This is a genomic window from Allobosea sp. P1_B10 (genome assembly GCF_056406735.1).
On sequence record NZ_JBFTZP010000001.1, the window covers coordinates 589,898 to 614,870 of the forward strand.

Here is a 24,973-nt window from a genome sequence, read left to right on the forward strand (position 1 = left end):
CTCCTCAGGCCGCGCTGCCAATAGCAACGGTCGCCCCGGGGCTTTTGATCCGCTCGCGGATGGCCGCCAGCGTGGCGAGGGTCGTCACAAGCGCGTCCGGTTCGATGCCGTGCAGGACTTCTCCCGCGATCTCGTCACGCAGCGCATCGAGATCATCGACGAGACGACGCCCCTCCTCCGTCAGCGTCAGCAGATAGACGCGCCGGTCGCGGGGATCGCGGCCCCGGCGCACAAGGTCCTGCTGCTCCAGCCGGTCGATGAGCCGCGCCAGCGAGATCGGTTGCAGGTCGAGCATCTCGGCAATCGCCGCCTGGGTGAGGCCCTCATGGCGGCGCAGTCGCGCGAGAACGCCCCATTGCGCCCGCGTCGTGCCGTGAAGCCGCGCGCGCTGGTCGATATGGGTGCGCATCAACCGCGCGGTCTCGACAAGCTGGAAGGTCAACTCACGCTTGGGCGGGCGCCGCATCTCGCATGCCTCCTTATGATAAGCCTGCTTAGGAGATGGGCAGAGATTGCGGCGTTTTCCGGAACGCCTTCGCAAGCGCACAAGAACGTGATTGCGGGTGCGCCGAGGCCTCACCGGCGCATTGCTTGAGCGCTCCCGCGCGTCACGGCAGAACCGCTATCTGCGTGGAGCCCCGCGGAGCGCTCTATTGTCCGGTGAAGGTCGCAGGTCGCTTTTCGAGAAAGGCCGTGATGCCCTCTCTGAAATCCGCTGTGCGGGTCGATGCCGCGAAGGTCTGTCGCTCGAGCTCGAGCTGTTCGCCGAGCGTGTTCGTGCCGGAGGCATCGAGCAGCATCTTGATGCGGCCATAGGCCTGAGTCGGGCCGGCCGCGAGCCGACGGGCCAAGGCGAACGCCTCGCTTTCGACCTCGCCCAGCGGCACGACGCAATTGACCAGCCCGAGCCTCAACGCCTCGGCGGCATCGAAGGTCTCCGCCAGCAGCGCGATTTCGCGCGCCTTCTTCATGCCGACGGCGCGCGCCAGATGAAAGCTGCCCGAAGCATCGGGCGTCGCGCCGATGCGGGCATAGGCCATCGTGAATTTGGCGTTCTCCGCGGCCACGGCGAAGTCGCAGGCCAGCGCCAGGCTGAAGCCGCCCCCGGCGACCGCCCCTTGCAGGCAAGCCACCGATGGCTGCCGGAGCCCGCCGAGCAGAACAAGCCCCGCATGCAGCGGCTTGATGATGGCGCCGATCGCCGCCTCCGGATCCCCGCCCTTGGTGAACTGGGAGACGTCGCCGCCAGCGCAAAAGCCCCTGCCCTCGCCGCGGATCAGGATCGCCCGCACCGTGTTATCGGCAGCGATGGCCTCGATCGCTGCCAGAAAGGCCTCAGCCATCGCCACATCGATAGCGTTCAGGACGCCGGGCCGGTTGAGCGTCAACGTGGCGACGCCGGCGTCGATCGCGAGCAGGATGGGCGCGGCGGCTTCTGACATCGGCGGGCTCCGGACGGCCGCTATTGCGCGGCGCGGTGCGGTTCTAGCATCGCACTGGCTTACCGCGCGAGATGCCGCGCGCCGTCAGGCGACCGCGCGCTCATTGCCGACCTCCGGCGCTTCGAGTGTCGCCATGGCGGCCGCGACGCCGCCGCTGCGATGGGGCACTCCGGCGGCAACCAACCCCATCTCGACGCCCGACAGCGCGCCGAGCAGCATCAACTCGTTGCACTCGCCGAGATGGCCGATGCGGAAGACCTTGTCGGCGACCTTGCCGAGGCCGGAGCCGAGCGAGATGTTGTATTTCTCGAGCGCGATCTTGCGGTAGCGGTCGGCGCTGTGGCTCGGCGGCATCATAACCGCGGTCAGCACCGGCGATTGCTCGGCCGGGTTTTCACACAGGATCTCGAGCCCCCAGGCCTTCACCGCGGCGCGCGTCGCGGCCGCAAGGCGCTTGTGGCGGGCAAAGACATTGTCCAGCCCCTCCTCCTGCAGCATGGCGAGCGTTTCCCTGAGGCCATAGAGCAGGTTCGTCGCCGGAGTGTAGGGGAAGAAGCCGTTGGCGTTGATCTTCACCATCTCCTGCCAGTCCCAATAGGATCGCGGCAGCTTGTTGATCTTCGACGCAGCCATCGCCTTCTCGGAGATCGCATTGAAGCTCAGCCCCGGAGGGAGCATCAGGCCCTTCTGCGAGCCCGAGACCGTGACATCGACCTGCCATTCGTCGTGGCGGTAATCGACGGAGGCGAGCGAGGAGATGGTGTCGACCATGAACAGTGCCGGATGGCCGCTGGCGTCGATCGCCTTGCGGATCTCGGCGATGCGGCTGGTCGCCCCGGTCGAGGTCTCGTTATGGACGACCATCACCGCCTTGATCTTGCGGGTCGTGTCCTCGGAGAGTTTGGCCTCGATCGCGGCCGGATCGGCGCCGCGACGCCAGTCGCCGGGAATGAAATCGACCTCGATGCCGAAACGGGCCGCGATCTGGCGCCAGAGCGTGGCGAAATGGCCGGTCTCCGCCATCAGCACGGTATCGCCGGGCGAGAGCGTGTTTACGATCGCAGCCTCCCAGGCACCGGTGCCCGACGATGGGTAGATCACCACCGGCTGCGTGGTCTTGAAGATCGCCTTCGAGCCCTCCAGGACAGCCTTGCCGAGACGCGCGAACTCGGCGCTGCGATGGTCGATAATCGGCATGTCCATGGCCCGCAGCACCCGATCGGGGATTGGGCTCGGACCGGGAATATGCAGGAAGTGGCGACCCTGCTGCGCTGCCATGACGTGTCCTCCCGGGAGCGACTTCGAAACCGGCGGTTCCGAGACACCTGTTGGTTGGCGAGTTTTTGCATTCATTTTTTGGGATTGCAACCGCCATCCAGCACGCAGATTGCCGTCAATATCTCGACATGCACCGGAGTTTGGAGTAACGCGATGGCATGACAGACGTCGCCGCCGACACAGACATGGCCGGGCATTCCGCGCGAGGAACGACCGAGGAAGCCGCCACGGCAGCGCTGTCGCGCCCGGGCGCTACGCTCCATGGCGAGTTGCTGGCGGCGCTGCGCGACTACATCGTCGAAGGCAATCTCGCTGATGGCGCGCGCATCCCCGAACGCCTGCTCTGCGACCGCTTCGGCATCTCGCGCACGCCTTTGCGCGAAGCTCTCAAGGTCCTGGCATCGGAGGGACTTATCGAGCTCCTGCCTAATCGCGGCGCCCGCGTTCGCGAACTCGGAGCCGAGGATCTGCGCGAGCTTTTCGACGTGATGGGCGGGCTGGAAGCGCTGGCCGGCAGGCTAGCCTGCGAGCAGATTTCTGACGACGACGTCGCCGAGATCGAGCGGGTCCATCACGAGATGTACCGGTTTTACCTGCGCCGCGACATGCATGGCTACTTCCAGTGCAACCAGGACATCCATCGGATGATCGTCGCAGCGGCCGGCAACGCCACGCTGAGCGCGACCTACGAAAATCTCGCCGGGCGCATCCGCCGCGTGCGCTATTCCGCCAACCTCGCCAAGGATCGCGACCGCTGGGGCGAGGCGATGCGCGAGCATGAGGCAATCCTCGACGCGCTGCGCCGCCGCGCCGGCAGCGAGCTCAGCGATATCCTGTTCCTGCACCTGCGCAACAAGCGCAAGGCAGCGCAGTCTCAGATGGCGTAGCGAGCCCGCCCCGACGCGGCGCAACCGAGCATTGCATGAGCAACGAGCCAGCACCTTGCTGGACCGCTTAGCCGCAACCCCGGCGACTGCATGGTCGTCACTTCGTTCCATTGCGATTTTCAGATTGAATGCAAAATTTTTTGGTTCTACGCTCCCGCTGACGACGCCGTAAGAGCGCGGACAGGGAGAGGAACGACCATGAAGCAGCGTTGGCTTGCCGCATCGGCGGTTGTCATCGGCGGAGCGATGCCCGCTCTCGCCTGGGAGCCGACCAAGGCGATCGAGATCGTCGTGCCATTCGCGGCGGGCGGTGCGTCCGACCAGATGGCCCGCACGATGCAGGGCATCATCCAGAAGCACAATCTGACCTCGCAGCCGGTCATCGTCGTCAACAAGCCAGCCGCCGGCGGCGCCGAGGGCATGCTCGAAATCCAGAAATCGGCGGGCGATCCCCACAAGCTGATCACCACCTCGAGCGGCATCTTCATGACGCCGATGGCGACGAAGTTGCCGCTGGTCTGGACCGACTACACGCCGATCGCGATGATGGCGCAGGACTCGTTCGTGCTCTGGGTCAACGCCAAGGCGCCCTACAAGACCGCGGGCGACTTCATGGAAGCCGCCAAGAAGGCCTCGCCGCCGATGAAGATCGGCGGGACCTCCTCGAAACGCGAGGACAACCTGATCGTCTTCGCGATGGAACAGGCCGGCGGCACCAAGTTCGCCTTCATTCCGCATACCAGCGGCGGCACGACCTCGACCCAGCTCTCCGGCCGCCATATCGAGGCCTCGACCAACAACCCCGCCGAGGATGTCGCCAACTGGCGCGGCGGCGCCACGCGCCCGATCTGCGTCTTCTCCGACCAGAAGATGACCTACACCGAGAAGGTCGCCGACGGGCAGTCCTGGGCCGACATCCCGACCTGCAAGTCGCAGGGGCTGAATGTCAGCTACCAGATGCTGCGCGGCATGTTCATGCCCGGCAAGGTCACCAAGGAACAGCAGGCCTATTACGTCGCAATGTTCAAGAAGGTCTCCGAGACGCCGGAGTGGAAAGAGTATCTCGCCCGCGGCGCGCTCGTGCCCGACTATCGCGACGGCGACGCCTTCGTCTCCTTCCTGAAGACCGATGAGGCCCTGCACGCCAAGCTGATGAGCGACGCCGGATTCATGGCCAAGTGACGGGTTTTCGAGGGGTGCGCGTCATCCCGGACTAGGCGAAGCGAAGACCCGGGATCCATGCCCGAAGCTTTCAGGAATGGATCCCGGATCGCGGCCTGTCCGCCACGACGCGCGCGGGAGTAATCGATGTCAGACCTAACCAAGCAAAGCCCCCCACAGCGCGGCATTTCGCGCCGCCCGGTCGAGCGGATCACCGCTGCGATCCTCATCCTCCTGGCCCTCGTGGTGCTCTACGACTCCCACGGGCGCGGTGCCGGCTGGGATAATGGCCCGCAGAACGGCTTCTTCCCGGCTCGTGTCGGCTGGATCTTCCTCGCAGCGTCGGTCTTCATCCTGGTGCAATCCTTCAGGTCGCCGCAGGACAGCGTCTTCGTCACCTATGAGCAGCTTGGCATGGTCGTGCGGGTCTTGGGCCCGCTGGTGCTGTTCGTTGCGCTGATCCAGCCGCTGGGCCTCTACGTGGCTGCGGGCATCTTCATCCTCGTCTTCATGGGCATCATCGCGACCTCGCGCTGGTGGGCCATCGCGCTCACGGCGGTCCTCGTGCCGCTGGTCTGTTTCTGGATTTTCGAGCTGCAGTTCCGGGTGCCCCTGCCGAAGGGGCCGCTCGAGGCCGCCCTGGGCTATTGAGGACGACGCATGGATGATCTCGCCTCACTGATGGCCGGCTTCCAGCTCGCGCTGTCCTGGCACAATATCGGCTACATGGCGCTCGGCGTAGTGCTGGGCATCATCGTCGGCGTACTGCCTGGGCTGGGCGGCCCCAACGGCGTCGCGATCCTGCTGCCACTCACCTTCGGCATGGACCCGACCTCCGCCATCATCCTGCTCTCGTCGATCTATTGGGGCGCGCTGTTCGGCGGGGCGATCACCTCGATCCTGTTCAACATCCCCGGCGAAGCCTGGTCCGTGGCGACGACGTTCGACGGCTACCCGATGGCTGTGCAGGGCAAGGCTGCGGAAGCGCTGACCGCCGCCTTCACTGCCTCCTTCATCGGGGCGCTCTCGGGCGTCATCCTGATCACCTTCGTGGCGCCGCTGGTGGCCTCCTTTGCGCTCAGATTCGGCCCGGCCGAGTTCTTCGCGGTGTTCCTTTTGACCTTCTGCTCCTTCATCGGGATGGGCCGCGAGAACCGCGCAAAGATCCTGGCCTCGCTCTGCATCGGCTTCCTGCTGGCCGCCGTGGGGCTGGATTCGATCTCCGGCGACCTGCGCATGACGTTTGGCTCGATGGAACTGATGCGCGGCTTCGACTTCCTGATCGTGGTCATCGGCCTGTTCGGCGTCAGCGAGATCCTGCTCACCGTCGAGGAAGGGCTGGTGTTCAAGGGCAAGCAGGCGCGCATCGACCTCAAGGTCGTGCTGCGGACCTGGGCCAGCCTGCCGCGTTACTGGGCCACCCTCGTCCGCTCCTCTCTGGTCGGGATGTGGATGGGCGTCACGCCGGGCGGCGCCATCGCCGCCTCCTTCATGGGCTACGGCCTGGCCAAGCGCTTCTCGAAGCGGGGCAAGCATTTCGGCAAGGGCGAGATCGAGGGCGTGCTCGCGCCCGAGACCGCCGCCCACGCCGCCGGCACCAGCGCGCTGCTGCCGATGCTGGCGCTCGGCATTCCGGGCTCCGCGACTGCCGCCGTGCTGCTCGGCGGCCTGCTGGTCTGGGGGCTGCAGCCGGGGCCGCTGCTCTTCGTCGAGCAGAAGGAGTTCGTCTGGGGGCTCATCGCCTCGATGTATCTCGGCAACCTCGCCGGGCTGATCATCGTGCTCGCCACCGTGCCGCTCTTCGCCGCGATCATGCGGGTGCCGTTCTCCTTCGTCGCGCCGGTGATCCTAATCGTCTGCGCTATCGGCGCCTACACCATCTCGAATTCGATCTTCGACATCTGGCTGATGCTGATCTTCGGCATCATCGGCTACGTCTTCAAGAAGCTCGACTATCCGCTGGCCCCGCTCGTGCTGGCGCTGGTGCTGGGAGACCGCGCGGAGGACGCCTTCCGCCAGGCGCTGCTCGGCTCGGCCGGCTCGCTCAACGTGTTCTGGGCGAACGGACTTGTGGGAACGCTGGTCGTGCTCGCCATGCTCCTGCTGCTCTGGGGCCCGCTCGCCGACCTGCTCGGCTTCGCAAGGCGGCGGGGGCGGCCGGTCGAAGCCGCAGCAGCGGAATAAGATGAAACCGTCATTGCGAGCGCAGCGAAGCAATCCAGAGGCAAGCGTCGTGCCTTGCCCCGGCTGGATTGCTTCGCTGCGCTCGCAATGACGCCAAGTGCCTGGACGCCAAGTGCCTGGACGCCAAGTGCCTGCGCCTGCTGGATGACAGAATGACCGAACAACCGACCAAACCCCACGCCCGCAATCTCGGGCTGGAGCGCCGCCTGGCCCAGACGCTCGAGGGCGAAGTGCGTTTCGACGCTTTTACGCGGGGGCGCTACGCTACCGATGCCTCGATCTACCAGATCATCCCGCAGGGCGTGGTCTTCCCGAAATCCGAAGCCGACATCGCCGCGGCCCTGACGATTGCTGCCGAGCATGGCGTGCCCGTGATCGCGCGCGGCGGCGGCACCTCGCAGAACGGCCAGCCGATCGGCGATGCGTTGATCCTGGACATGAGCCGGCATTTCAATGGCATCCGGAACTACGACCCGGCGAGCGCGACGGTTTCTGTCGCGCCCGGCATCGTGCTGGAGGCGCTGAACGCGCAGGTGAAGAAGGACGGGCTGTTCTTCCCCGTCGAGCCCTCGACGGCTAGCCGCTGCACCATCGGCGGCATGGCCGGCAACAACTCGTCGGGCGCGCGCTCGCTGCGCTACGGCAAGATGGTCGACAACGTGCTCGCCATGAAGGCGATGTTCCATGACAGCGAAGGCTTTGCGCTGGGCGAGGCCGCGGTCGGCGACAACCAGTCGGTGCGTGCGCGCGACCTGATGAGCCGGATGATCGGCCTCGCCGACAGCCACCGCGTGGAGATCGAGGCGATCTTCCCGAAGGTGCAGCGCCGCGTCGGCGGCTACAATCTCGACGAGTTGCTGCCTGCGCGACCCAATCTCTCGCATCTGCTGGTCGGCTCCGAGGGCACGCTCGCCATCACCACCGAGGCGACGCTGAAGCTCTCTCCCCTGCCGACCCATCGCGTCATGGGCGTCTGCCATTTCCCGAGCTTCCGCGCCGCGATGGAGACGACGCAGCACATCGTCGCGCTCGGGCCGGTCGCGGTCGAGCTCGTCGACAACAATGTGCTGGTGCTGGGCGCCGACATCCCCCTCTTCGTGCGCACGCTCGCCGACATCACGCGCGGCACGCCGAACTGCCTGCTGCTGGTGGAATTCGCCGGCGACGAGCTCGCTGTCCTTCGGCGCGACCTGAAGCGGCTCGACCAGTGCATGGCCGATCACGGCTACCCTGACGCCGTCGTCGAAGTGGTGGAGCCCGCGCGGCAGAAACCGGTCTGGGAGGTGCGCGAGGCCTGCCTGAACATCATGATGTCGATGAAGGGCGACGGGAAGCCGGTCTCCTTCATCGAGGATTGCGCGGTGCCGCTCGAGCATCTCGCGGATTACACCGACGCCGTCACCGCCCTGTTCGAGCGGCATGGCACGCGTGGCACCTGGTATGCCCATGCCTCCGTCGGCTGCCTGCATGTGCGCCCGATCCTGAACATGAAGGACGAGGCGGGCGTGAAGGCGATGCGCGGCATCGCCGAGGAGGCCTGCGATCTCGTGCGCCGCTTCAAGGGCTCCTATTCCGGCGAGCATGGCGACGGCATCTCGCGCTCGGAGTTCGTGGAGCCGATGTTCGGCGGCCCCCTCACCCGCGCCTTCGAGCAGGTGAAGGACGGCTTCGACCCCGACAACCGCCTCAACCCCGGCAAGATCGTGCGCCCCTTGCGCATGGACGACCGCTCGCTGATGCGCTTCCCGCCGGGCTATGCCACGCCGATCCCGGTCCAGACAGCACTCGACTGGTCGGATTGGGGCGGCCTCGGCGGCGCTGTCGAGATGTGCAACAACAACGGCACCTGCCGAAAAATGTCGGGCGGGACGATGTGCCCCTCCTATCGCGCCACGCGCGAAGAGCAGCATGTCACGCGCGGCCGGGCGAATTCGCTGCGCCTCGCCATTTCCGGCCAGCTCGGACCCGACGCCTTCACCTCACCCGAGATGAAGGAGACGCTCGATCTCTGCGTCTCCTGCAAGGGCTGCAAGCGCGACTGCCCCACAGGCGTCGACATGGCGCGGATGAAGGTCGAGTTCCTGAGCCAGTACCACCAGCGCCACGGCCTGCCGCTGAAGGAAAGGCTGATCGCCTACCTCCCCCGCTACGCGCCGCTGGCCGCGAAACTCGCGTCGCTGATGAATTTGCGCGACAAAATTCCGGCGCTGGCGCAGCTGAGCGAGCGGCTGCTCGGCTTCAGCGCAAGGCGCTCGCTGCCAGTCTGGCGCGCGCCCTGGAAGCAGGGCGGCGGCAGGGCATCGCTTGCGGACGTGAAGGGCGACGGGCGCGACATCGTGCTCTTCGGCGACACCTTCAACCGCTATTTCGAGCGCGAGAACCTCGAGGCCGCCGAGCGCGTGCTGGCTGCCGGCGGCTACCGGCTGCACAAGGTCGAGGCTGCCGATGGCGGCAGGCCTTTGTGTTGCGGGCGCACCTTCCTCTCGGCCGGGCTGGTCGACGAGGCGCGGGCGGAGGCACGGCGCACGCTCGACGCGCTCTCTCCCTTCGTCGCCAAGGGCGCGCGCATCGTCGGGCTGGAGCCCTCCTGCCTCCTGACCTTCCGCGACGAGTTTTCCGCGTTGCTGCCGAAGGCCGAAGTCGAGCCGGCGGCAAAGTCCGCCTTCCTGCTGGAGGAATTGCTGGCGGCCGACATCAAGGCCGGCACCACCACCCTGCCGCTCAAGGATCAGGGCGGGCGCGTCGCGCATCTGCACGGCCACTGCCATCAGAAGGCCTTCGACGCGATGGGCGCCGTCGAGGCGACACTGCGGGCGGTACCGGGGCTGGAGATCAGGCCGATCGAGTCGAGTTGCTGCGGCATGTCCGGCGCCTTCGGCTATGGCGCGGCGACGATCGACGTCTCGATGGCAATGGGCGAGCTCTCGCTGCTGCCGGCAGTTCGGAAGGCCGGAGCGGACGACGTCATCGTCGCCGACGGCACGAGTTGCCGCCACCAGATCCATGACGGTGCGGGACGCGAGGCGATCCATGTCGCGCGCGTGCTGGCCGATGCGCTGGAGGATTGAGGCGGCTGAAGAACCATCGGCCCTCATCCTGAGGAGCAGGCGAAGCCTGGGTCTCAAAGGATGGTCCACAGGGCTAATTCCGACTGAAGCATCCTTCGGGACGCCGCTCTGCGGCTCCTCAGGATGAGGGCTGCGAGAGGCACTCGACCAACGACCCGGCAACCGGGCCAATCCAGGGAGGATGGACCATGCTACGGACGATGCTGCTGACGGGTATGACGGCGCTTTGCGCGCTGGGGGGAACGGAGACGATGGCGAAGGACTATTTCCTGGCGAGCGGGCGCTGGGACAATGTCGTGCTGGTGATCGACCTGGAGAAGGCGATCGACCCGGCCAACGACGGCACGCCGAAGGCGGTGGTGAACCGGCTGCGCGTGACGCCCGATATCGAGGTCGACGGCAAGACCGTGATCGCCAGCGGCCAGCCGATCTCGATCGCGATCGCGCCCGACAACCGGCGCGCCTATGTCGTCAATCACTCCGGTCGCACCCGGCCCGATGCGGCGGCCGCCTTCCAGCACGGCCATGCCGGCACCGTCACGGTCCTCGATCTCGGCAAGGCGCTCGACCCCGCCAGCAACGAGACGCTCGCCGCCGTTGAAGGTTATATCGAGACGGAGGGCTTTGGCCCCACCGGCTTCGCGATCGCGGCCGACGGCCGGCACGCCGTGCTCGCCCATGCCGAGCGCGAGGGCGACGAGGATGGCGGGCGGCATATCAGCATCGTCGACCTCAGCACCCGAAAAGTGATCCGCAAGGTCGAGCAGGCCTTTGGCAAGCCCGGCTTCCCCTGCCCGCCCGACCCGGTGCCGCATCGCGCGCCCGATCCGAAGTTCGGCTGCTTCCCCGATACCAACGGCGTCACCATCAGCCCGCTCGGCGGCGGCACGATTTTTGGCGCCAATGGCGGCACCGACGACATCACCGTGATGAGCCTGGCCAAGGCCATCGCCGGAGAGGCCGGCGCCGAACTCGCGCGCATTCCGGTGCAGGCCGGCGGCTTCGGCATCTCGACCAGCCCTGACGGCAAGCTGGTCGCGCACGCCTCCCGCGAAAGCGCGCAGACCGACATCGCCGGAAACACGGTCTCGATCGTCGATGTCGAGAAGGCGCTGGCCAACCCTGCCAAGGCCGAGGTCGCGCGCGTGCTGGTCGGCACCGACGACAAAGCGACGCCGACAAGGCCCTTCGTCGCCGCCTTCCTGCCGGACGGCAAGCGCATCCTCTCCACCCAGTTCCGCGCCAACAACATCGACGTCATCGATGTCGAGAAGGCGCTGGCGGGCCAGCCGGCGACGCTCAAGCGAATCGAACTGAAGACGCCGGGCGGCGAGCCCTCGCGGCCGCGCGGCATCGCGATCACGCCCGACGGGAAATATGCCGCGATCACCGGCGCGCCCAAGGGCAAGTCGAATTCCAGCGTGGTCTGGATCGTCGATCTCGCGAGCTACGAGGTGAAGGGCCGCGTCACCGAGATCGGCAATGAGAGCTACATGATCGGGGCATTCCAGGCGAACTGACGCGCTGCCGCCCTGCGTGGCGGAGCATGGCGGAACGATTGGCTTGCTGACTACAACGCCGTCCTAGCGCATCGTCATCCTGGGCTTCGCGTCGCGAAGTCCCGGGATCCATCGGAGGGCTCAGTTCCCCATGATGGATCCCGGGCCGGCCTTCGGCCGCCCAGGATGACGACGCGCTTTATGACAACGATCGGCGCGTGCTCCGCGAGGCCCCATGCTGCAATTTCTCGCCACCAGCACGCCGTTCTTCGCCGTGATCGCGCTCGGCGCACTGGCCTCGGGGCGCACCTTGTTCGGCCCCGAGGCGGTCCGCGTGCTCAATACTTTCGCATTCATGATCGCGACGCCGGCGATGATCCTGCGCGTGATGTCACGCCAGCCTATCGCGGAACTCTGGAACACGACCTTCTTCGTCGCGCTGGCCGCCATCGGGGTGCTGATGCTGCTGTCCACCGCACTGTTCCTGCGCGGCCGCGGGCTCAGCTATGGCGGCGCGGTTTCGCACGGCCAGGCCATGGTCGGCGGCAACTTCGCCTTTCTCGGGATTCCGCTCATGCTTGCCTTCCTCGGCGAGCGTGCAGCGTCGCCGATCGCGATTGGCCTCATCTTCGACACCGCGCTGCTGATCCCGCTGGCAATCGGGTTGATCGAGGCCGGGCGCGGCACGGGCTCGGCGCTGTCGATCGTCGCCGGCCTGGTCAAGGGCACGCTCCTCAATCCTTTCATGCTGTCGATCGCGGCAGGCCTGGCGCTCTCGCTGAGCGGGGTGTCTATCCCCGAGCCCGCAGATCGGTTCCTGTCCTTCCTTGGTAACGCGGCGGCGCCGGTCGGCGTGTTCGCGCTCGGCCTGGCGGCCCGGCAATGGGGTGGCAGCGGGCTCTCGGTCACGCGAATCGCGCCGCTGGTCCTGGGAAAGCTCGTGCTGCATCCGCTGCTCGTCTGGTGCCTGCTAGGCCCCGTGCTGCAGCTCGATCCGTTCTGGGTCACGGCGGGCGTACTCTATGCCGCCCTGCCGACCGCCGCCAATGTCTTCGTCATCGCCGAGCGCTTCGAAACCGGCGGCAAGCCAATCGCGGCAGCCATCGTCGCCTCGACGGCGCTGGCTGCGCTCACATTCCCGCTCGCGGTCTGGCTGGTTTCGGGCCAGAGCCTCACGCCCTGAGCACAGGGCACCTCCTTGCGTCAGGAGCGGCCGGCATCTGCGCCCCTGCCCATGGCCAGCGTGACGGCGATGCGGATAGTGTCGCCGCCATGCACAAGCCCTATCGACGAGGCGACACGATACACATGAGCCAGCTCTTCAGCCCCTCCCCGATCGGCGATCTCGACCTCGCCAACCGGATCGTCATCGCGCCGATGTGCCAGTATTCCGCGCAGGACGGCTGCACGACCGACTGGCACATCATCCATCTCGGCCACCTCGCGCTGTCGGGCGCAGGGCTGCTGTTCATCGAGGCGACGGCCGTAGAGCCCGCGGGCCGGATCTCGCCCTTCGATGTCGGGCTCTGGTCGGACGAGACAGAAGCTGCGCTGACGAAGACGCTGGCCGCGATCGCAAGCCAGTCCGACATGCCGATCGGTGTGCAGCTCGCCCATGCCGGCCGCAAGGCGGGCACGGCCCAGCCCTGGAACGGCGGCGGACAGCTGCCCCATAGCGAAGGCGGCTGGACCCGTGTTGCCCCGTCCGCTGTCGCGTTCGAGGGCCACGCCGAGGCCCCGGTCGCACTGAGCGAGAGCGATATTGCGCGCCTGGTCGAAAGTTTTGCCGACTCGGCCAGACGGGCCGTGCGAGCCGGCTTCGCGGCGATCGAGTTGCACGGCGCCCATGGCTACCTGATGCACCAGTTCCTGTCGCCGATCTCGAACCGGCGCGAGGATGCCTATGGCGGCTCGCTGGAAAACCGCATGCGCTTCCCGCTCGCGGTGCTCGACGCGGTGCGCGCCGCCGTCCCCGGCGGATATCCCGTCGGCTTCCGGGTCTCGGCCACGGACTGGATCGAGGGCGGCTGGGATCTGGAGCAGACCATCGCCTTCGCCAAGGCGACGCAGGCTCATGGCGCCGATTTCATCGACGTCTCGAGCGGCGGCCTTTCGGCGGCGCAGAAAATCCCGCTCGGACCGAGCTACCAGGTGCCTCTGGCACGCGCCATCAAGCATGCGACCGGCCTGCCGACGATGGCGGTCGGGCTGATCACCGAGCCCGACCAGGCGGAGGCGATCATCGGCACTGGCGATGCGGACTTCGTCGCACTGGCACGCGGGATGCTGTTCGATCCGCGCTGGCCTTGGCGCGCGGCAGCCCATCTCGGCGCGACGGTCAAGGCGCCCAACCAGTATCTGCGCTCGCAGCCGCGCAATCTGAAGCAGCTTTTCGGCTGAGCTGGCCCTGCGCCCAAGCAGGACCGTCATTGCGAGGAGCAAGGCGACGAAGCAATCCAGACGGCGTGGGGCACTGCCGCCCCTGGATTGCTTCGCTGACGCTCGCAATGACGATTCAGTCCGCAGAAATACCTTAGAGCCCTTCCGCGCCATTACCGGAGCAGACACCCAATGACCGCCTATTCCGAGCTCGCCGCTCATTTCGGCCGCATCTCCGCCTTGTCCAACGCCATCGGCATCCTGAGTTGGGACACGGCCGCGATGATGCCGGCCGGCGCCTCGCCGACGCGGTCCGAGAGCATGGCCCTGCTGGAGGTGCTGCGGCACGGCATGGTGGTCGAGCCCCGCATCGGCGACTGGCTCGCCGATGCCGACGCAGATACGGGCCTCGGCGAATGGGAGCGCGCCAATCTGCGCGAGATCCGACGCGTCTGGACTGTCGAGACCGCACTGCCGGCCGATCTCGTCGAGGCTTCCAGCAAGGCGACCTCGGCCTGCGAGATGCGCTGGCGGCAGGCGCGCGCGGAGTCGGATTTCGCAGGCCTCCTGCCCTATCTCGCGGAGGTGTTGAACCTGCAGCGCCAGATCGGCGTCGCCAAGGGCGAGCGGCTGGGCCTGAGCCCGTATGACGCGCTGCTCAACGATTACGAGCCCGGCGGGCGTTCGGCCAAGATCGACCTGCTGTTCGACGATCTCGCCGGCTTCCTGCCGGGCTTCCTGCAGCAGGCGCTCGAGCATCAGGCCAGGCGCCCGTTGGTTCCCGCGCCGGAGGGGCCCTTTGCCATCGAGAAGCAGCGGGCGCTCGGCCTGCGCATGATGGCGGCGCTCGGCTATGATTTCGAGCGCGGACGCCTTGATGTCTCGACGCATCCGTTCTGCGGCGGGGCCGACAATGATGTGCGCATCACCACGCGCTATGACGAGGCCGATTTCGCCAAGGCGCTGATGGGCGTGCTCCACGAGACCGGCCACGCACTCTATGAGCAGGGCCGGCCGCGGGGCTTCATGAACCAGCCCGTCGGCGCCGCGCGCGGCATGAGCCTGCACGAGAGCCAGTCGCTGCTGGTCGAGATGCAGGCCTGCCGCTCGGCCGAGTTCATCGGCTTCGCCGCGCCGCTGATGCGCGAGACCTTCGGCGGCTCGGGGCCCGCCTGGGAGACGCAGGCCGTGCTCGCCCGCTATACCAAGGTGGAGCCCGGGTTCATCCGTGTCGATGCCGACGAGGTGACCTACCCCGCCCATGTCATCCTGCGCTACCGGCTGGAGAAGGCTCTAATCGCCGATGCGATGCCGCTGTCGGAGCTGCCATCGGCATGGAATGCCGGAATGCAGAGCCTGCTGGGGGTGGCCCCGCCCAATGACCGGGTCGGCTGTCTGCAGGACATCCATTGGCCGAGCGGCGGCTGGGGCTATTTCCCGACCTATACGCTGGGCGCGATGACCGCCGCGCAGATCTTTGACGCTGCCTGCGCCGCCGATCCCGAGATCCTGCCGGCGATCGGGCGCGGCGAATTCGCGCCGCTGGTCGGCTGGCTGCGCAGCAACATCCATAGCCAGGCCAGCCTATACCAGACGGACGAGCTCCTTACCCGCGCCACCGGCCGCCCCCTCGATGCCGCGGTGTTCAAGGCGCATCTGAAACGGCGCTACGTTGGCGAGGCCTGACGGGAGACGGGCTCGCGCACGAAGACGGGACTTGAATCGCGACGCGAATGGGATTTGGATCGCGTGCCGGCAACGGACCGAGCCCAGGAGATACCCATGCTGAGAACGATGATTTTAGCATCCGCAGCCGCGATCGCGGTCGCGTCCGTTTCCATCACGCCCGCCGCCGCGCTGACGATGAAGGAATGCGGCGTCAAATACCAGGACGCCAAAAAGGCCAACACGCTCAAGGGCCAGAAGTGGAACGACTTCCGCAAGGCCCAGTGCGGCGATGACGATGCGTCCGAGAATGATGCCGCAGCGGCGGTCGCCGAACCGACGCCCGCTCCCGCGACGATGGCCGCGCCGGCGGCCGGCGCCAAGCCGGCTATGCCGGCTGCCCCGACTCGCGCCAAGGCCGCTGTGTTCCCCAAGGCGGTAGCTACGAAGTACTCGGAGGAATCGCCGGGCAAGGCGCGGCTGAAAACCTGCGCCGACCAGTACAACGCCAACAAGGCAGCCAACGCCAACGGCACGCTCAAGTGGATCGAGAAGGGCGGCGGCTACTGGAGCCAGTGCAACACCAAGCTCAAGAGCTGAGCTAGCCGACGCGGCCGGCCGGGATCACCCGGCCGGCTTTCCCAGGTCCAGCCGGTAGCGCAGCTTGGCGCGCTCGCCCCGGGCGTAGCTTTCATAATCCTGCGGGACCATCAGGCTCTCGATCAGCACGCAGCCAAGCTTCTCCAGCGTGCGGCGGCAGGCGGCGTTCTCCGGCGTCGTCGTGATCCAGATCTCGCGCAGCCCCTTGGCGACCGCCGCAGGCAGAAGCGCGCGCACCGCCTTTTCCGCCAGGTTGCGTCCACGAAATTCCGGCTCCACCGAAAAGCCGATCTGGCCGGAGAGATGGGTCAGGAGATGCGTGGCCTCGGGCCGCAAGGTGATCGTCCCGGCGATCCGCTCATCCGCCAGAATCGCGAACCGGAAGGCCTGCACGCCCCAGGGTGACAGCTCGACCTCATAGACATGATCGAGCCGCAAGGAGACATCCTCGAAGGCCAGGCCGGCGAACGAGGCTCGCAAATCCCCAACGGCGTCGCCATCGTCCGGCATCGTAGGGACCTCACAGATCGCAGACTATCGTCTCGCCACGAAGAACAGACGCGGGAACGCGAGCAGCACGCTGCCATCAGGCAAAGCCGGGTAGGCCTTCGCGACCGCGGCGGTATAGCGTTCGAGGTAGGCGGCGCGCTGGGCCTCGTCGAGCGGGTTGATGAAGGGGCGAAGGCCCGTGCCCTTGAACCATTCGACGATCCCCGACGCCCCGCCGGCCAGCACATGGTAATAGGTGGTGCGCCAGATATCGACTTCGGCGGCGGCGCCGCGCAGCAGGCGGTAGTACCAGTCGACTTCCTGCCGGGCGGTGCGCGCGTTGGCGGAATTGGCGAGTACGCCGGCCCAGGGCCCATTCGCCGCGGTCTCGCGCATCAGGACGTGGGCGGGTTCCTCGAGGTTGTCCGGCATCTGCACCGCGAGGCGCCCGCCGATCTTGAGCTTGTCGATGAGGGCCGGCATCAGCGCCTGGTGATCGGGGACCCATTGCAGCGAGGCATTGGCAAGGATCACGTCGACGGGCGCGGGATTGGCCCAAGTGGCGATGTCGCCGAGTTCGAAGCGCGTTCCCGGCATGCGCTTGTTCGCGGCCTCGATCATCTCCGGCGAGGAATCCATGCCGACGAGTTCGAGACCCGGGGAATGCCGCTTGAGAAGTTCCGTCGAGTTGGCGGGCCCGCAACCGAGATCGGCACCGAGGCCGCTTTCGAGCGGCGGAAGCTGCGCCAGCAGGTCAAAGATCGGACGGTTCCGTTCGGCTTCGAACTTCGTGTACTGCGTAGCGGACCAGGTCATCGGCATCTCCATCACCGCCGATAAAGCGAGCGGCGTCTGCGGATCGGGCTCGAGAAAGGCCGGTACGCCTACGGGCCGGCCTCCGCAAGTCCATGGTGCGAACGCAACGAAACCCACAGCTTCCCTTGCGCCACTCCGCGGCGAACTCTGGGAACGCTGGAACGGGTTCGATTCCTGCTTCGCCCTCACGGTGAGTGGCTTCACCGTGGCGGCCGGCGCGCTGGTGCGACGCGAATCGGCGAGGCTGTTGGCTTTCGAGACACTCGTGCTCCAGGGCAGAGCAGCCGGCGAGCCCTTCGGTTCGCCCTCCTCCCAATTGTTCGGCGGCGATCGAACAGCCTGTTTCCCCTGCGTGGCATCGCGCGTTGCGTCCCATCAGCAGGGTTGGCGATGCACCAGGACGCTGAAAACCGGTTCGCCGGGAGGCGTCGCCGGCCCATCCCCGCGAGCAAAATGGGAGGGCTCTTCCCCCGGGACGCCTAACCCCCTAAACCAGCGCCAATCCTCTGCGCGAGACTTCCGCCGCAGAATGCCGCAACATCCGCGCAGAGCCGCGCCGAACAGACCCACGGAACCCATTCATGTCGCTCGTCGATTCCGTCCGCAAGGTGATCGTGCCCATCCATAAGGAAGGCTATGTCTTCATCGCCATCGGGTTGGTGGCGACGATCATCCTCGCCAATCTGTGGTCGCCCTTTGGCTGGATCGGCGCGATCATCACGATCTGGATCTGCTACTTCTTCCGCGATCCCATCCGGACCACGCCGCAACGTGAAGGGCTGGTGATCTCGCCGGCCGATGGCCGCGTCAGCCAGATCGCCTCGGCCCTGCCCCCGCCGGAGCTGAACCTGCCGGCCGAGCCGATGACGCGCATCTCGATCTTCATGAATGTCTTCGACTGCCATGTGAACCGCGCTCCGCTGGCCGGCCGCATCGTCAAGATGGCCTATACGCCGGGCCTCTTCCTCAACGCCGAACTCGACAAGGCCAGCGACGACAACGAGCGCAACGCGCTCGCGATCGAGACCGGTTCGGGAATCATCGGCGTCGTGCAGATCGCAGGCCTCATCGCCCGCCGCATCGTGCCCTTCGTCAAGGAAGGCGACACCATCGGTACCGGCGAGCGTTTCGGCCTGATCCGCTTCGGCTCGCGCGTCGACGTCTACCTCCCGGTCGGCACGCAGGTGCTGGTCGGCGAAGGCCAGACCATGATCGCCGGCGAGACTGTCCTGGCCGATTTCTCCGCAAACGAGGCTCCTGCGCGGATCTATCGCGGAATCTGAGCGTCCCTCGTCCCACGCGCCCCGCAGCATCCGCCTGCAGCGCGCGTGGGATGACGGCGCACCCCGCCTAGCCTACGCCTGCAAAAGCGCGTATTCCGGCTCGCATGAGTGATCTGTTCCCGCCTTTCGAGCCCGAGCGCGTCGAGTCCAAGCGCGCCCGATTCAAGCCGATTCCGTTTCGTCTGCTGGCGCCGAATCTGGTGACGCTGCTGGCGCTTTGCCTCGGCCTCACCGCGATGCGGCTGGTCGTCGAGGGCAAGCTCGAGGCCGCAACGATCTGTATCCTGATCGCAGCCGCGCTCGACGGCGTCGACGGGCGCCTTGCGCGCCTGTTGAAGGGAACCTCGCGCTTCGGCGCAGAGCTCGATTCGCTCTCGGATTTCGTCAATTTCGGCGTCGCCACCGGCTATGTGCTGTGGGTCTTCGTCCTGCACGACCTGAAATCGATCGGCTGGATCGCCGTGCTCACGCTCGCCTGCGCCATGGCGCTGCGGCTGGCGCGCTTCAACGTCATGATCGACGATCCCAACCGGCCCGACTGGCAGAAGAATTTCTTCGTCGGCATGCCGGCACCCGCCGGCGCGATCACCGCGATGCTGCCGCTCTACCTGCAGTTCATCGGCGTGCCCGTGCAGGAATACGGCGCCCCCTTCGTCGGCCTCTACATCCTGTTCATCGCGCTACTGACGATCTCGCGCATCCCCTGCTATGCCGGCAAGACGCTGGGCACACGGGTGCCGCGCGACAAGGTGCTCCCGATATTCGTCATCGCGGTCATCGTCGTGGGGCTGCTGTTCGCCTACCCGTTCGAGATGCTGGCGCTGGTCGTCGTGAGCTATCTCGCCCTGATCCCGCTCAGCGTTGCCCGCTATCGCAAGCTGGAGCGCGAACACGAGACGGCTGCATCGGAACCTGCCGCCGCCGTCGTGGACAGCTCGGCAGACGCGAGCTGAACGGTTAGCGCTTGCGGCCCGTCAGGCGGGTCGCATTGGCCCGGGTGCGCTTGGAGAACGGCTCCAGCGTGCTGTTGGCGACCTTGGCGGCGGCCTCGGCAAAATCGACCTGAGCGAGCGGGTTGAGGGCGAGCCCCCACCAGAACATCGCGGCCGCCTGCCCTGCTGCCAGACCGCTTTCCATCACCGCCGACATTTTCTCTGTCACCGCCTTGGCGGCCTCGCGCTGGCCACGGCTGTCGCCGAGAGCACCCTTCAGCAGGATTGGCATCCGCATGGCGATGGTCAGACCGGCATCCGCCTGCAGCGTCACCATCCGGGCGGCAAGCGCCTGTGCTTCCACGCCCGCTCCGGCAACAGCCTGAAGGGACTTGCTCGATCTCGTCATCTCTGGGGTCACTCCGGATATTCCAGGGCCTCGCCTGACGGCCGGCCCACGCCGCGAACCCTGGGCTCGCAGCCCCCGAGTGTGGCCGGTCCAGCCTCATTGTGCAATGCACGCAAGCGGCGAGCGGCATTCTTTTTATGCATAATCGGCATGACTAGCTCGAAATACCCGAGTTCGCATGCGTTATTCGCAACACAAATCGATCACGGAAGGACCAGGATGCCGATGCGGGCATAATCCGGATTTCCCCTTTCCGGCATCATGCTCTAGAGGCTTGGGTTCGCGTGCGCCTTGCGCAAGAACCATCGGTCAGGCCGCATCTTGAGCTTCTTTTCCACTCCCAAACACCCCGGATGGCGGCCCATGCTCGTGCTGGGATCGGCTTCGCCCCGACGGCACGCGCTGCTGGAGCAGGCCGGGCTGAAGCCCGACGCAGTGCTGCCCGCCGATATCGACGAGACCCCGCTGAAGAGCGAGCGGCCGCGCGACCTCTCGCGGCGGCTCGCCCGCGGCAAGGCCGAAGCGGCGCGAGACGGCGCGAAATCACGCGCCGATCTTGAAGGCTGCTACATTGTCGCGGCCGATACCGTGGTCGCGGTCGGCCGGCGCATCCTTCCCAAGGCGGAGATCGTCGACGAGGCTGCCGCCTGCCTGCGCCTGCTCTCGGGCCGCGCTCACCGGGTCTACACGTCCGTGGCAATCGTGACGCCATCGGGCACGATCAGGGACCGCATCGTCGAGACGCGGCTGCGCTTCAAGCGCCTCTCCAGCGAAGACATCGACGCCTATCTCGCCTCGGGCGAATGGCGTGGCAAGGCCGGCGGCTATGCCATTCAGGGCATCGCCGGCTCCTTCGTGATCAAGCTGGTCGGCTCTTATACGGGCGTCGTCGGGCTACCGCTCTACGAGACGGTCAACCTGCTCGGCGGCGAAGGCTTTCCGGTCCGCATGGGCTGGATGAACCTCGGCTAGACCCAGAACTGGGCTGGCGACTAATCCCGCTGGTGGAAGAGGAATGCACGTGAGCCGCTACTGGTCGGAGTTGGCCCGGGGGCTGTCCCCCTATGTGCCCGGCGAGCAGCCCCAGATTCCCGGGCTGGTGAAGCTGAATACCAATGAAAGTCCGTTTGGCCCCTCGCCGATGGCGATCGAGGCCATCCGCGCGGCCGCAGACGACAGCCTGCGCCTTTATCCCGATCCGCAATCGACCCGCCTGCGCGAGGTTCTGGCCGATTATCACAAGGTCGCGCCCGAGCAGGTCTTTGTCGGCAATGGCTCGGACGAGGTGCTCGCGCACGCCTTCGCCGGACTGCTGAAGCAAGCCGGCCCCCTGCTCTTCCCCGACATCACCTACAGCTTCTATCCCGTCTATTGCCGTCTGCTGGGGATCGAGCATGAAACCGTCCCGCTCGACGGGGGGATGCGCGTGCGCACCTCTGACTATCTCGGGCGAGGCGGCGCGATCATCATCCCCAACCCGAATGCACCGACCGGCATCGCGCTGTCGCGGGCGGAGATCGAGCGGCTCGTGGCGGCGCACGCCGATGTTCCCGTGGTCATCGACGAGGCCTATGTCGATTTCGGCGCGGAGAGCGCCGTGCCCCTCATCCATGACCATCCCAACCTGCTCGTGGTCCAGACGTTGTCGAAGTCGCGAGCGCTGGCCGGCCTTCGGGTCGGGTTCGCCATCGGCGATTCCGCGTTGATCGAGGCGCTCACGCGGGTCAAGGACAGCTTCAATTCCTATCCGCTCGGGCGCCCCGCCCAGGCCGGCGCCATCGCCGCCATCGAGGACGAGACGCATTTCCAGCAGAGCCGGGCGACCATCATCGCCAATCGCGAAAGCCTGACCGCATCACTGGCGAAGCTCGGCTTCGAGGTGCTGCCATCGAGCGCCAACTTCGTCTTCGCGCGGCACCCGCGCCATAGCGGCGCCAGCGTAGCCTCGGCCCTGCGCGAGCGCGCGGTGCTCGTCCGACACTTTTCTCACCCGCGCGTGGCAGACTTCATCCGCATCACGATCGGCTCGACGTCTGACCTCGAGCGGCTGACGCAGGCGCTGGCAGAGTTCCTGTAGGCGGCTTCGCTGCCCAGCCCCGTCCGGCTAGGCGCGAGGATGTCGTGGCGCACCTGCAGGACCTCCAGGGCTCAGCAGCAGCCTCTCTAAGGGCGCAGCCCGCCCCTCTAGGGCGGAGCTGCCCAACACGCCCCCCTGGGCATCCTGCTGAGCACTTGCGGCCGGGCCGATAACCCCCGATCCTGCCCGGGCAACCGCGCCGGCCGTACAAGGCGCGCCGCCAGGAGGAATGCCTATGTCTGAACGTCTGTGGGGGAAGGTCGCGATCGTTGCCGGGGCGGGCTCGATCGGGCCAGGCTGGGGCAATGGCAAGGCGACGGCCACGGTCTTTGCCCGCGAGGGCGCCAAGGTGATCTGCGCCGACATCAACCTCGCCGCCGCAGAGGAAACCGCGGCCTTCATCCAGAACGAGGGCGGCCAGGCCTTTGCGGTCCAGACCGACGTGACAAACAGCGATGCCGTCGCCGACCTCGTGGGGCGCACGCTTGGCCGCTATGGCCGCATCGACATCCTCGACAACAATGTGGGGATCGCGGAAGTCGGCAGCGTCGTCGACCTGCCCGAGGAAACCTGGGACCGCGTCTTCAAGGTCAACCTGACCGGCGCCTTCCTGGCGATGAAGCATGTCATCCCGGTGATGCAGCGCCAGTTCGCTGCAACCGGCGAAGGCGGCTCGATCATCAACATCTCGTCGATCGCCTCGATTCGCCACACTGGTGTGCCCTATGCCAGCTACTCCGCCACCAAGGCGGCCCTGAACCAGCTGACCCGCACGACCGCCGCGCAGTACGCGCCCGAAAAGATCCGGGTGAATGCAATCCTGCCCGGCCTGATGAAGACACCGATGGTGGAGCATTCCGCCGGATTGGCCCAGGCCTATGGCGCTGGCGACGTCGAGGCGATGTGGGCGGCGCGGGACGCGCAGGTGCCGATGGGCCACATGGGCGAGGCCTGGGACGTGGCCTATGCGGCGCTGTTTCTCGCCAGCAGCGAAGCGCGCTATGTGACGGGCATCGAACTCGTCGTCGACGGAGGCATTACGCTTAAATATGGCTGATAACGAAAATACGCCGCCCCCCGCAAAGCAATTGCGCGAAAAGCCCTGCGCGATCTGCGGCAAGCCGATGGTGGCGCGCTTCAAGCCGTTCTGCTCGTCGCGCTGCGCCGACATCGACCTCGGACGCTGGCTCAAGGGCAGCTATGTGATTCCCGGAGAGCCCGTCGACGAGGCCGAAACCGGCAAGCCCGAGATCGACGAGGAACGCTGAGCAGCACTATCCACAGGCAGCGTCCAGCGGGGAAGCCGTCGTTTGGCGCAGGAAAGGCCCCGCAAGGCGGCTTGGAAGGAAAAAACGGCCGCCTTCGCTGAGCGCCAAAAATTTGCCTGACAAAGCTGTCGCAAGCGACTGGACAGCCCCCGCATCACCGACTATACCCCGCCCACCAACAGGACGCGCCAGCCGCTTCCCGGCGCCCAGATAGCTCAGTTGGTAGAGCATGCGACTGAAAATCGCAGTGTCGCTGGTTCGATTCCAGCTCTGGGCACCATTCCTCCCTTTTTCTGACTTGTTTTCAGAGGGTTAGAGACACTTGGTGTCCCACCCTTTGCGCCGCTTAGGACAGGTGGGACAATTATCACGTCATGCCCACCAGGGGCGACGCGCCCGAACGCCGCTTCAGCTAGCAGCTTCTGATTTGCCGCTTTTGTGTAGCGCGTGACCTCTTTCGACGTAGTGTGCCCCGTGATGGCCATGATCTCTCGATCGGTCGCCCCGGACTCCGCCAGCCGCGACGCAGCCGCCTTACGAAGCCCGTGTGACGAGCATTGCGGAAGGCCTGCTTCGTCGCAACGTTCGCGGAACCAGTTGCCGAATCCATTGGCGGTGAACGGCTTTCCGTACGTGTTCACGAGAAACGTCTTCGCGCCGGTTGGCGTCGCGTCGATCACGGCTTGTAGTTCCGGCTTAATCGGAATGTGCAGCGATATCGGCTTTCGCTCGGCATTCTTCACCTGCGTGAAAATCAGCCAACCGTCCTGAACATGCCCCGGCCCGAATAGGACAATGTCCGATCGACGCTGCGCCGTCAGAAGCAGCAATGCCAGCGCAAGGCGAGCCGGTGTCCCGATTGGATGACGTGCCTCGAATTTCGCGACTTCGCCGTCGGTCCATGAATGGTGCCCGTCGCCCTTCTTTTTCAAGAAAGGGACGGCTAGGGCGGGGTTGCTCTTTACGAGGTCGTTGGCCATCGCGAAGGCAAAAACCTGTCGCAATGCTTTGATCATTGAATTCGCGGCTTCAGGAGTGTCGGTCTTTTTATCCCGCCGCGACCGAATATGCTTGGGCTCGAGCAAGGCGTACGGCTTGTCGCCATCAGCCTCGCAGACGCGTCGAAGGATCAGCTGTCGGACGTGCCGCGTCCTGGCGTTCAGCTGCTTGAACTCGGCGCAATCATAATAGCGCTGGACGAGCCACCTGATGGTTCCTGGCGCAATCTTGGTCAGTTGCTGGTATGTCACCGGCCCGACGGGGGCCGCCTGCCCCGCAACGGCTGCTTTGTATTCCGTCATGAACTCTGGTGAACCCGGCGCGGCCCGCAGGCGGACCTTGACCCTGCCCGGCATCCGGACATAGAGGCGCACGTTTCCGTGACGGTCAGTGTCCTCCGTGATCCGCGTCAGTTCGACGTACCCGCTGCCGTCCAGCATCTTGCAGCGGAACATGGATTGTCTCCTCATCATCCCAGGGGTTGGCTTCTTGTTTGCGCGGCAGGTCGTCAAAAGCAGCGTCTATCTCGCGCGCGTC

The 24,973-nt window shown here is 66.3% G+C and carries 22 protein-coding genes, 1 tRNA gene and 1 pseudogene; 17 read left to right on the forward strand and 7 right to left on the reverse strand.

Features of this window, described 5'->3' with window-relative positions:
- Positions 1–4: 4 nt before the first annotated feature.
- From AC1D2L_RS02965 to AC1D2L_RS02975, 3 genes are all read right to left on the reverse strand, one after another.
- Entirely contained in the window at positions 5–466 is a 462-nt protein-coding gene (locus AC1D2L_RS02965; RefSeq protein ID WP_476844316.1) for a MarR family winged helix-turn-helix transcriptional regulator, read from the reverse strand.
- 184 nt (positions 467–650) lie between these two features.
- Positions 651–1,442 (reverse strand): enoyl-CoA hydratase/isomerase family protein, encoded by a 792-nt coding sequence (locus AC1D2L_RS02970; protein ID WP_476844317.1) that lies wholly within the window; start codon positions 1,440–1,442, stop codon positions 651–653.
- 84 nt (positions 1,443–1,526) lie between these two features.
- Positions 1,527–2,720 (reverse strand): pyridoxal-phosphate-dependent aminotransferase family protein, encoded by a 1,194-nt coding sequence (locus AC1D2L_RS02975; protein ID WP_476844318.1) that lies wholly within the window; start codon positions 2,718–2,720, stop codon positions 1,527–1,529.
- A gap of 158 nt (positions 2,721–2,878) precedes the next feature.
- Here AC1D2L_RS02975 and AC1D2L_RS02980 point away from each other — a divergent pair, with 158 nt between their 5' ends.
- The 10 genes from AC1D2L_RS02980 to AC1D2L_RS03025 all read left to right on the forward strand — a co-directional run bounded on the left by AC1D2L_RS02980 (position 2,879) and on the right by AC1D2L_RS03025 (position 16,163).
- Positions 2,879–3,607 (forward strand): GntR family transcriptional regulator, encoded by a 729-nt coding sequence (locus AC1D2L_RS02980; RefSeq protein WP_476844319.1) that lies wholly within the window; start codon positions 2,879–2,881, stop codon positions 3,605–3,607.
- A 198-nt stretch (positions 3,608–3,805) separates the two neighbouring features.
- Positions 3,806–4,789 (forward strand): Bug family tripartite tricarboxylate transporter substrate binding protein, encoded by a 984-nt coding sequence (locus AC1D2L_RS02985; protein ID WP_476844320.1) that lies wholly within the window; start codon positions 3,806–3,808, stop codon positions 4,787–4,789.
- Between the two features lie 126 nt (positions 4,790–4,915).
- The gene (locus AC1D2L_RS02990) at positions 4,916–5,419 is read left to right on the forward strand and encodes a tripartite tricarboxylate transporter TctB family protein (RefSeq protein WP_476844321.1); all 504 of its coding nucleotides are present in this window, start codon (positions 4,916–4,918) and stop codon (positions 5,417–5,419) included.
- A 9-nt stretch (positions 5,420–5,428) separates the two neighbouring features.
- Positions 5,429–6,952, forward strand: coding sequence for a tripartite tricarboxylate transporter permease (locus tag AC1D2L_RS02995; protein ID WP_476844322.1), 1,524 nt, complete (start codon positions 5,429–5,431; stop codon positions 6,950–6,952).
- A 152-nt stretch (positions 6,953–7,104) separates the two neighbouring features.
- Positions 7,105–10,020, forward strand: coding sequence for an FAD-binding and (Fe-S)-binding domain-containing protein (locus tag AC1D2L_RS03000; RefSeq protein ID WP_476844323.1), 2,916 nt, complete (start codon positions 7,105–7,107; stop codon positions 10,018–10,020).
- A gap of 188 nt (positions 10,021–10,208) precedes the next feature.
- Complete coding sequence (locus AC1D2L_RS03005; RefSeq protein WP_476844324.1) at positions 10,209–11,540, forward strand: beta-propeller fold lactonase family protein; 1,332 nt, start codon at positions 10,209–10,211, stop codon at positions 11,538–11,540.
- A 214-nt stretch (positions 11,541–11,754) separates the two neighbouring features.
- Positions 11,755–12,702: an AEC family transporter gene (locus AC1D2L_RS03010; RefSeq protein ID WP_476844325.1), complete on the forward strand. Its 948-nt coding sequence runs from the start codon at positions 11,755–11,757 to the stop codon at positions 12,700–12,702.
- 125 nt (positions 12,703–12,827) lie between these two features.
- Positions 12,828–13,919, forward strand: coding sequence for an NADH:flavin oxidoreductase/NADH oxidase (locus AC1D2L_RS03015; protein WP_476844326.1), 1,092 nt, complete (start codon positions 12,828–12,830; stop codon positions 13,917–13,919).
- 171 nt (positions 13,920–14,090) lie between these two features.
- Positions 14,091–15,584, forward strand: coding sequence for a carboxypeptidase M32 (locus AC1D2L_RS03020; RefSeq protein WP_476844327.1), 1,494 nt, complete (start codon positions 14,091–14,093; stop codon positions 15,582–15,584).
- 96 nt (positions 15,585–15,680) lie between these two features.
- Positions 15,681–16,163 (forward strand): hypothetical protein, encoded by a 483-nt coding sequence (locus tag AC1D2L_RS03025; RefSeq protein WP_476844328.1) that lies wholly within the window; start codon positions 15,681–15,683, stop codon positions 16,161–16,163.
- Between the two features lie 24 nt (positions 16,164–16,187).
- On the opposite strand, the gene AC1D2L_RS03030 is transcribed toward AC1D2L_RS03025, so the two are convergent.
- Both AC1D2L_RS03030 and tam read right to left on the reverse strand, forming a co-directional pair.
- Entirely contained in the window at positions 16,188–16,673 is a 486-nt protein-coding gene (locus AC1D2L_RS03030; RefSeq protein ID WP_476844329.1) for a GNAT family N-acetyltransferase, read from the reverse strand.
- Positions 16,674–16,697: 24 nt separating this feature from the next.
- Positions 16,698–17,468 (reverse strand): trans-aconitate 2-methyltransferase, encoded by a 771-nt coding sequence (gene tam, locus AC1D2L_RS03035; RefSeq protein WP_476844330.1) that lies wholly within the window; start codon positions 17,466–17,468, stop codon positions 16,698–16,700.
- 539 nt (positions 17,469–18,007) lie between these two features.
- Between tam and AC1D2L_RS03040 the strand changes: the two genes are divergently transcribed.
- Both AC1D2L_RS03040 and AC1D2L_RS03045 read left to right on the forward strand, forming a co-directional pair.
- Complete coding sequence (locus AC1D2L_RS03040; protein ID WP_476844661.1) at positions 18,008–18,751, forward strand: phosphatidylserine decarboxylase; 744 nt, start codon at positions 18,008–18,010, stop codon at positions 18,749–18,751.
- A gap of 104 nt (positions 18,752–18,855) precedes the next feature.
- The gene (locus AC1D2L_RS03045; RefSeq protein WP_476844331.1) at positions 18,856–19,704 is read left to right on the forward strand and encodes a CDP-alcohol phosphatidyltransferase family protein; all 849 of its coding nucleotides are present in this window, start codon (positions 18,856–18,858) and stop codon (positions 19,702–19,704) included.
- 4 nt (positions 19,705–19,708) lie between these two features.
- On the opposite strand, the gene AC1D2L_RS03050 is transcribed toward AC1D2L_RS03045, so the two are convergent.
- Positions 19,709–20,092 (reverse strand): hypothetical protein, encoded by a 384-nt coding sequence (locus tag AC1D2L_RS03050; RefSeq protein WP_476844332.1) that lies wholly within the window; start codon positions 20,090–20,092, stop codon positions 19,709–19,711.
- Positions 20,093–20,455: 363 nt separating this feature from the next.
- On the opposite strand from AC1D2L_RS03050, the gene AC1D2L_RS03055 reads away from it, so the two are divergent.
- From AC1D2L_RS03055 to AC1D2L_RS03075, 5 genes are all read left to right on the forward strand, one after another.
- Positions 20,456–21,064 carry a Maf-like protein gene (locus AC1D2L_RS03055; protein WP_476844333.1) on the forward strand — a complete coding sequence of 203 codons (609 nt, stop codon included), beginning with the start codon at positions 20,456–20,458 and terminating at the stop codon, positions 21,062–21,064.
- 49 nt (positions 21,065–21,113) lie between these two features.
- Positions 21,114–22,169 (forward strand): histidinol-phosphate transaminase, encoded by a 1,056-nt coding sequence (gene hisC / locus AC1D2L_RS03060; RefSeq protein ID WP_476844334.1) that lies wholly within the window; start codon positions 21,114–21,116, stop codon positions 22,167–22,169.
- 235 nt (positions 22,170–22,404) lie between these two features.
- The gene (locus tag AC1D2L_RS03065; protein WP_476844335.1) at positions 22,405–23,226 is read left to right on the forward strand and encodes an SDR family NAD(P)-dependent oxidoreductase; all 822 of its coding nucleotides are present in this window, start codon (positions 22,405–22,407) and stop codon (positions 23,224–23,226) included.
- Complete coding sequence (yacG, locus tag AC1D2L_RS03070; RefSeq protein ID WP_476844336.1) at positions 23,219–23,437, forward strand: DNA gyrase inhibitor YacG; 219 nt, start codon at positions 23,219–23,221, stop codon at positions 23,435–23,437. Before AC1D2L_RS03065 ends, yacG begins: the two co-directional genes overlap by 8 nt.
- Positions 23,438–23,641: 204 nt before the next feature.
- Positions 23,642–23,717: transfer RNA gene (locus tag AC1D2L_RS03075), tRNA-Phe, on the forward strand.
- A gap of 154 nt (positions 23,718–23,871) precedes the next feature.
- On the opposite strand, the pseudogene AC1D2L_RS03080 reads toward AC1D2L_RS03075, so the two are convergent.
- A pseudogene (locus AC1D2L_RS03080) lies at positions 23,872–24,909 on the reverse strand (tyrosine-type recombinase/integrase); the annotation flags it as partial.
- Positions 24,910–24,973 lie beyond the last annotated feature (64 nt).

Excerpts from the sequence above, each read along its gene's own strand:
- AC1D2L_RS02965 (WP_476844316.1), bottom strand. The coding sequence starts at position 466 with ATGCGGCGCCCGCCCAAGCGTGAGTTGACCTTCCAGCTTGTCGAGACC.
- AC1D2L_RS02970 (WP_476844317.1), bottom strand. The coding sequence starts at position 1,442 with ATGTCAGAAGCCGCCGCGCCCATCCTGCTCGCGATCGACGCCGGCGTC.
- AC1D2L_RS02975 (WP_476844318.1), bottom strand. The coding sequence starts at position 2,720 with ATGGCAGCGCAGCAGGGTCGCCACTTCCTGCATATTCCCGGTCCGAGC.
- AC1D2L_RS02980 (WP_476844319.1), top strand. The coding sequence starts at position 2,879 with ATGACAGACGTCGCCGCCGACACAGACATGGCCGGGCATTCCGCGCGA.
- AC1D2L_RS02985 (WP_476844320.1), top strand. The coding sequence starts at position 3,806 with ATGAAGCAGCGTTGGCTTGCCGCATCGGCGGTTGTCATCGGCGGAGCG.
- AC1D2L_RS02990 (WP_476844321.1), top strand. The coding sequence starts at position 4,916 with ATGTCAGACCTAACCAAGCAAAGCCCCCCACAGCGCGGCATTTCGCGC.
- AC1D2L_RS02995 (WP_476844322.1), top strand. The coding sequence starts at position 5,429 with ATGGATGATCTCGCCTCACTGATGGCCGGCTTCCAGCTCGCGCTGTCC.
- AC1D2L_RS03000 (WP_476844323.1), top strand. The coding sequence starts at position 7,105 with ATGACCGAACAACCGACCAAACCCCACGCCCGCAATCTCGGGCTGGAG.
- AC1D2L_RS03005 (WP_476844324.1), top strand. The coding sequence starts at position 10,209 with ATGCTACGGACGATGCTGCTGACGGGTATGACGGCGCTTTGCGCGCTG.
- AC1D2L_RS03010 (WP_476844325.1), top strand. The coding sequence starts at position 11,755 with ATGCTGCAATTTCTCGCCACCAGCACGCCGTTCTTCGCCGTGATCGCG.
- AC1D2L_RS03015 (WP_476844326.1), top strand. The coding sequence starts at position 12,828 with ATGAGCCAGCTCTTCAGCCCCTCCCCGATCGGCGATCTCGACCTCGCC.
- AC1D2L_RS03020 (WP_476844327.1), top strand. The coding sequence starts at position 14,091 with ATGACCGCCTATTCCGAGCTCGCCGCTCATTTCGGCCGCATCTCCGCC.
- AC1D2L_RS03025 (WP_476844328.1), top strand. The coding sequence starts at position 15,681 with ATGCTGAGAACGATGATTTTAGCATCCGCAGCCGCGATCGCGGTCGCG.
- AC1D2L_RS03030 (WP_476844329.1), bottom strand. The coding sequence starts at position 16,673 with ATGCCGGACGATGGCGACGCCGTTGGGGATTTGCGAGCCTCGTTCGCC.
- tam (WP_476844330.1), bottom strand. The coding sequence starts at position 17,468 with ATGACCTGGTCCGCTACGCAGTACACGAAGTTCGAAGCCGAACGGAAC.
- AC1D2L_RS03045 (WP_476844331.1), top strand. The coding sequence starts at position 18,856 with ATGAGTGATCTGTTCCCGCCTTTCGAGCCCGAGCGCGTCGAGTCCAAG.
- AC1D2L_RS03050 (WP_476844332.1), bottom strand. The coding sequence starts at position 20,092 with ATGACGAGATCGAGCAAGTCCCTTCAGGCTGTTGCCGGAGCGGGCGTG.
- AC1D2L_RS03055 (WP_476844333.1), top strand. The coding sequence starts at position 20,456 with ATGCTCGTGCTGGGATCGGCTTCGCCCCGACGGCACGCGCTGCTGGAG.
- AC1D2L_RS03065 (WP_476844335.1), top strand. The coding sequence starts at position 22,405 with ATGTCTGAACGTCTGTGGGGGAAGGTCGCGATCGTTGCCGGGGCGGGC.
- yacG (WP_476844336.1), top strand. The coding sequence starts at position 23,219 with ATGGCTGATAACGAAAATACGCCGCCCCCCGCAAAGCAATTGCGCGAA.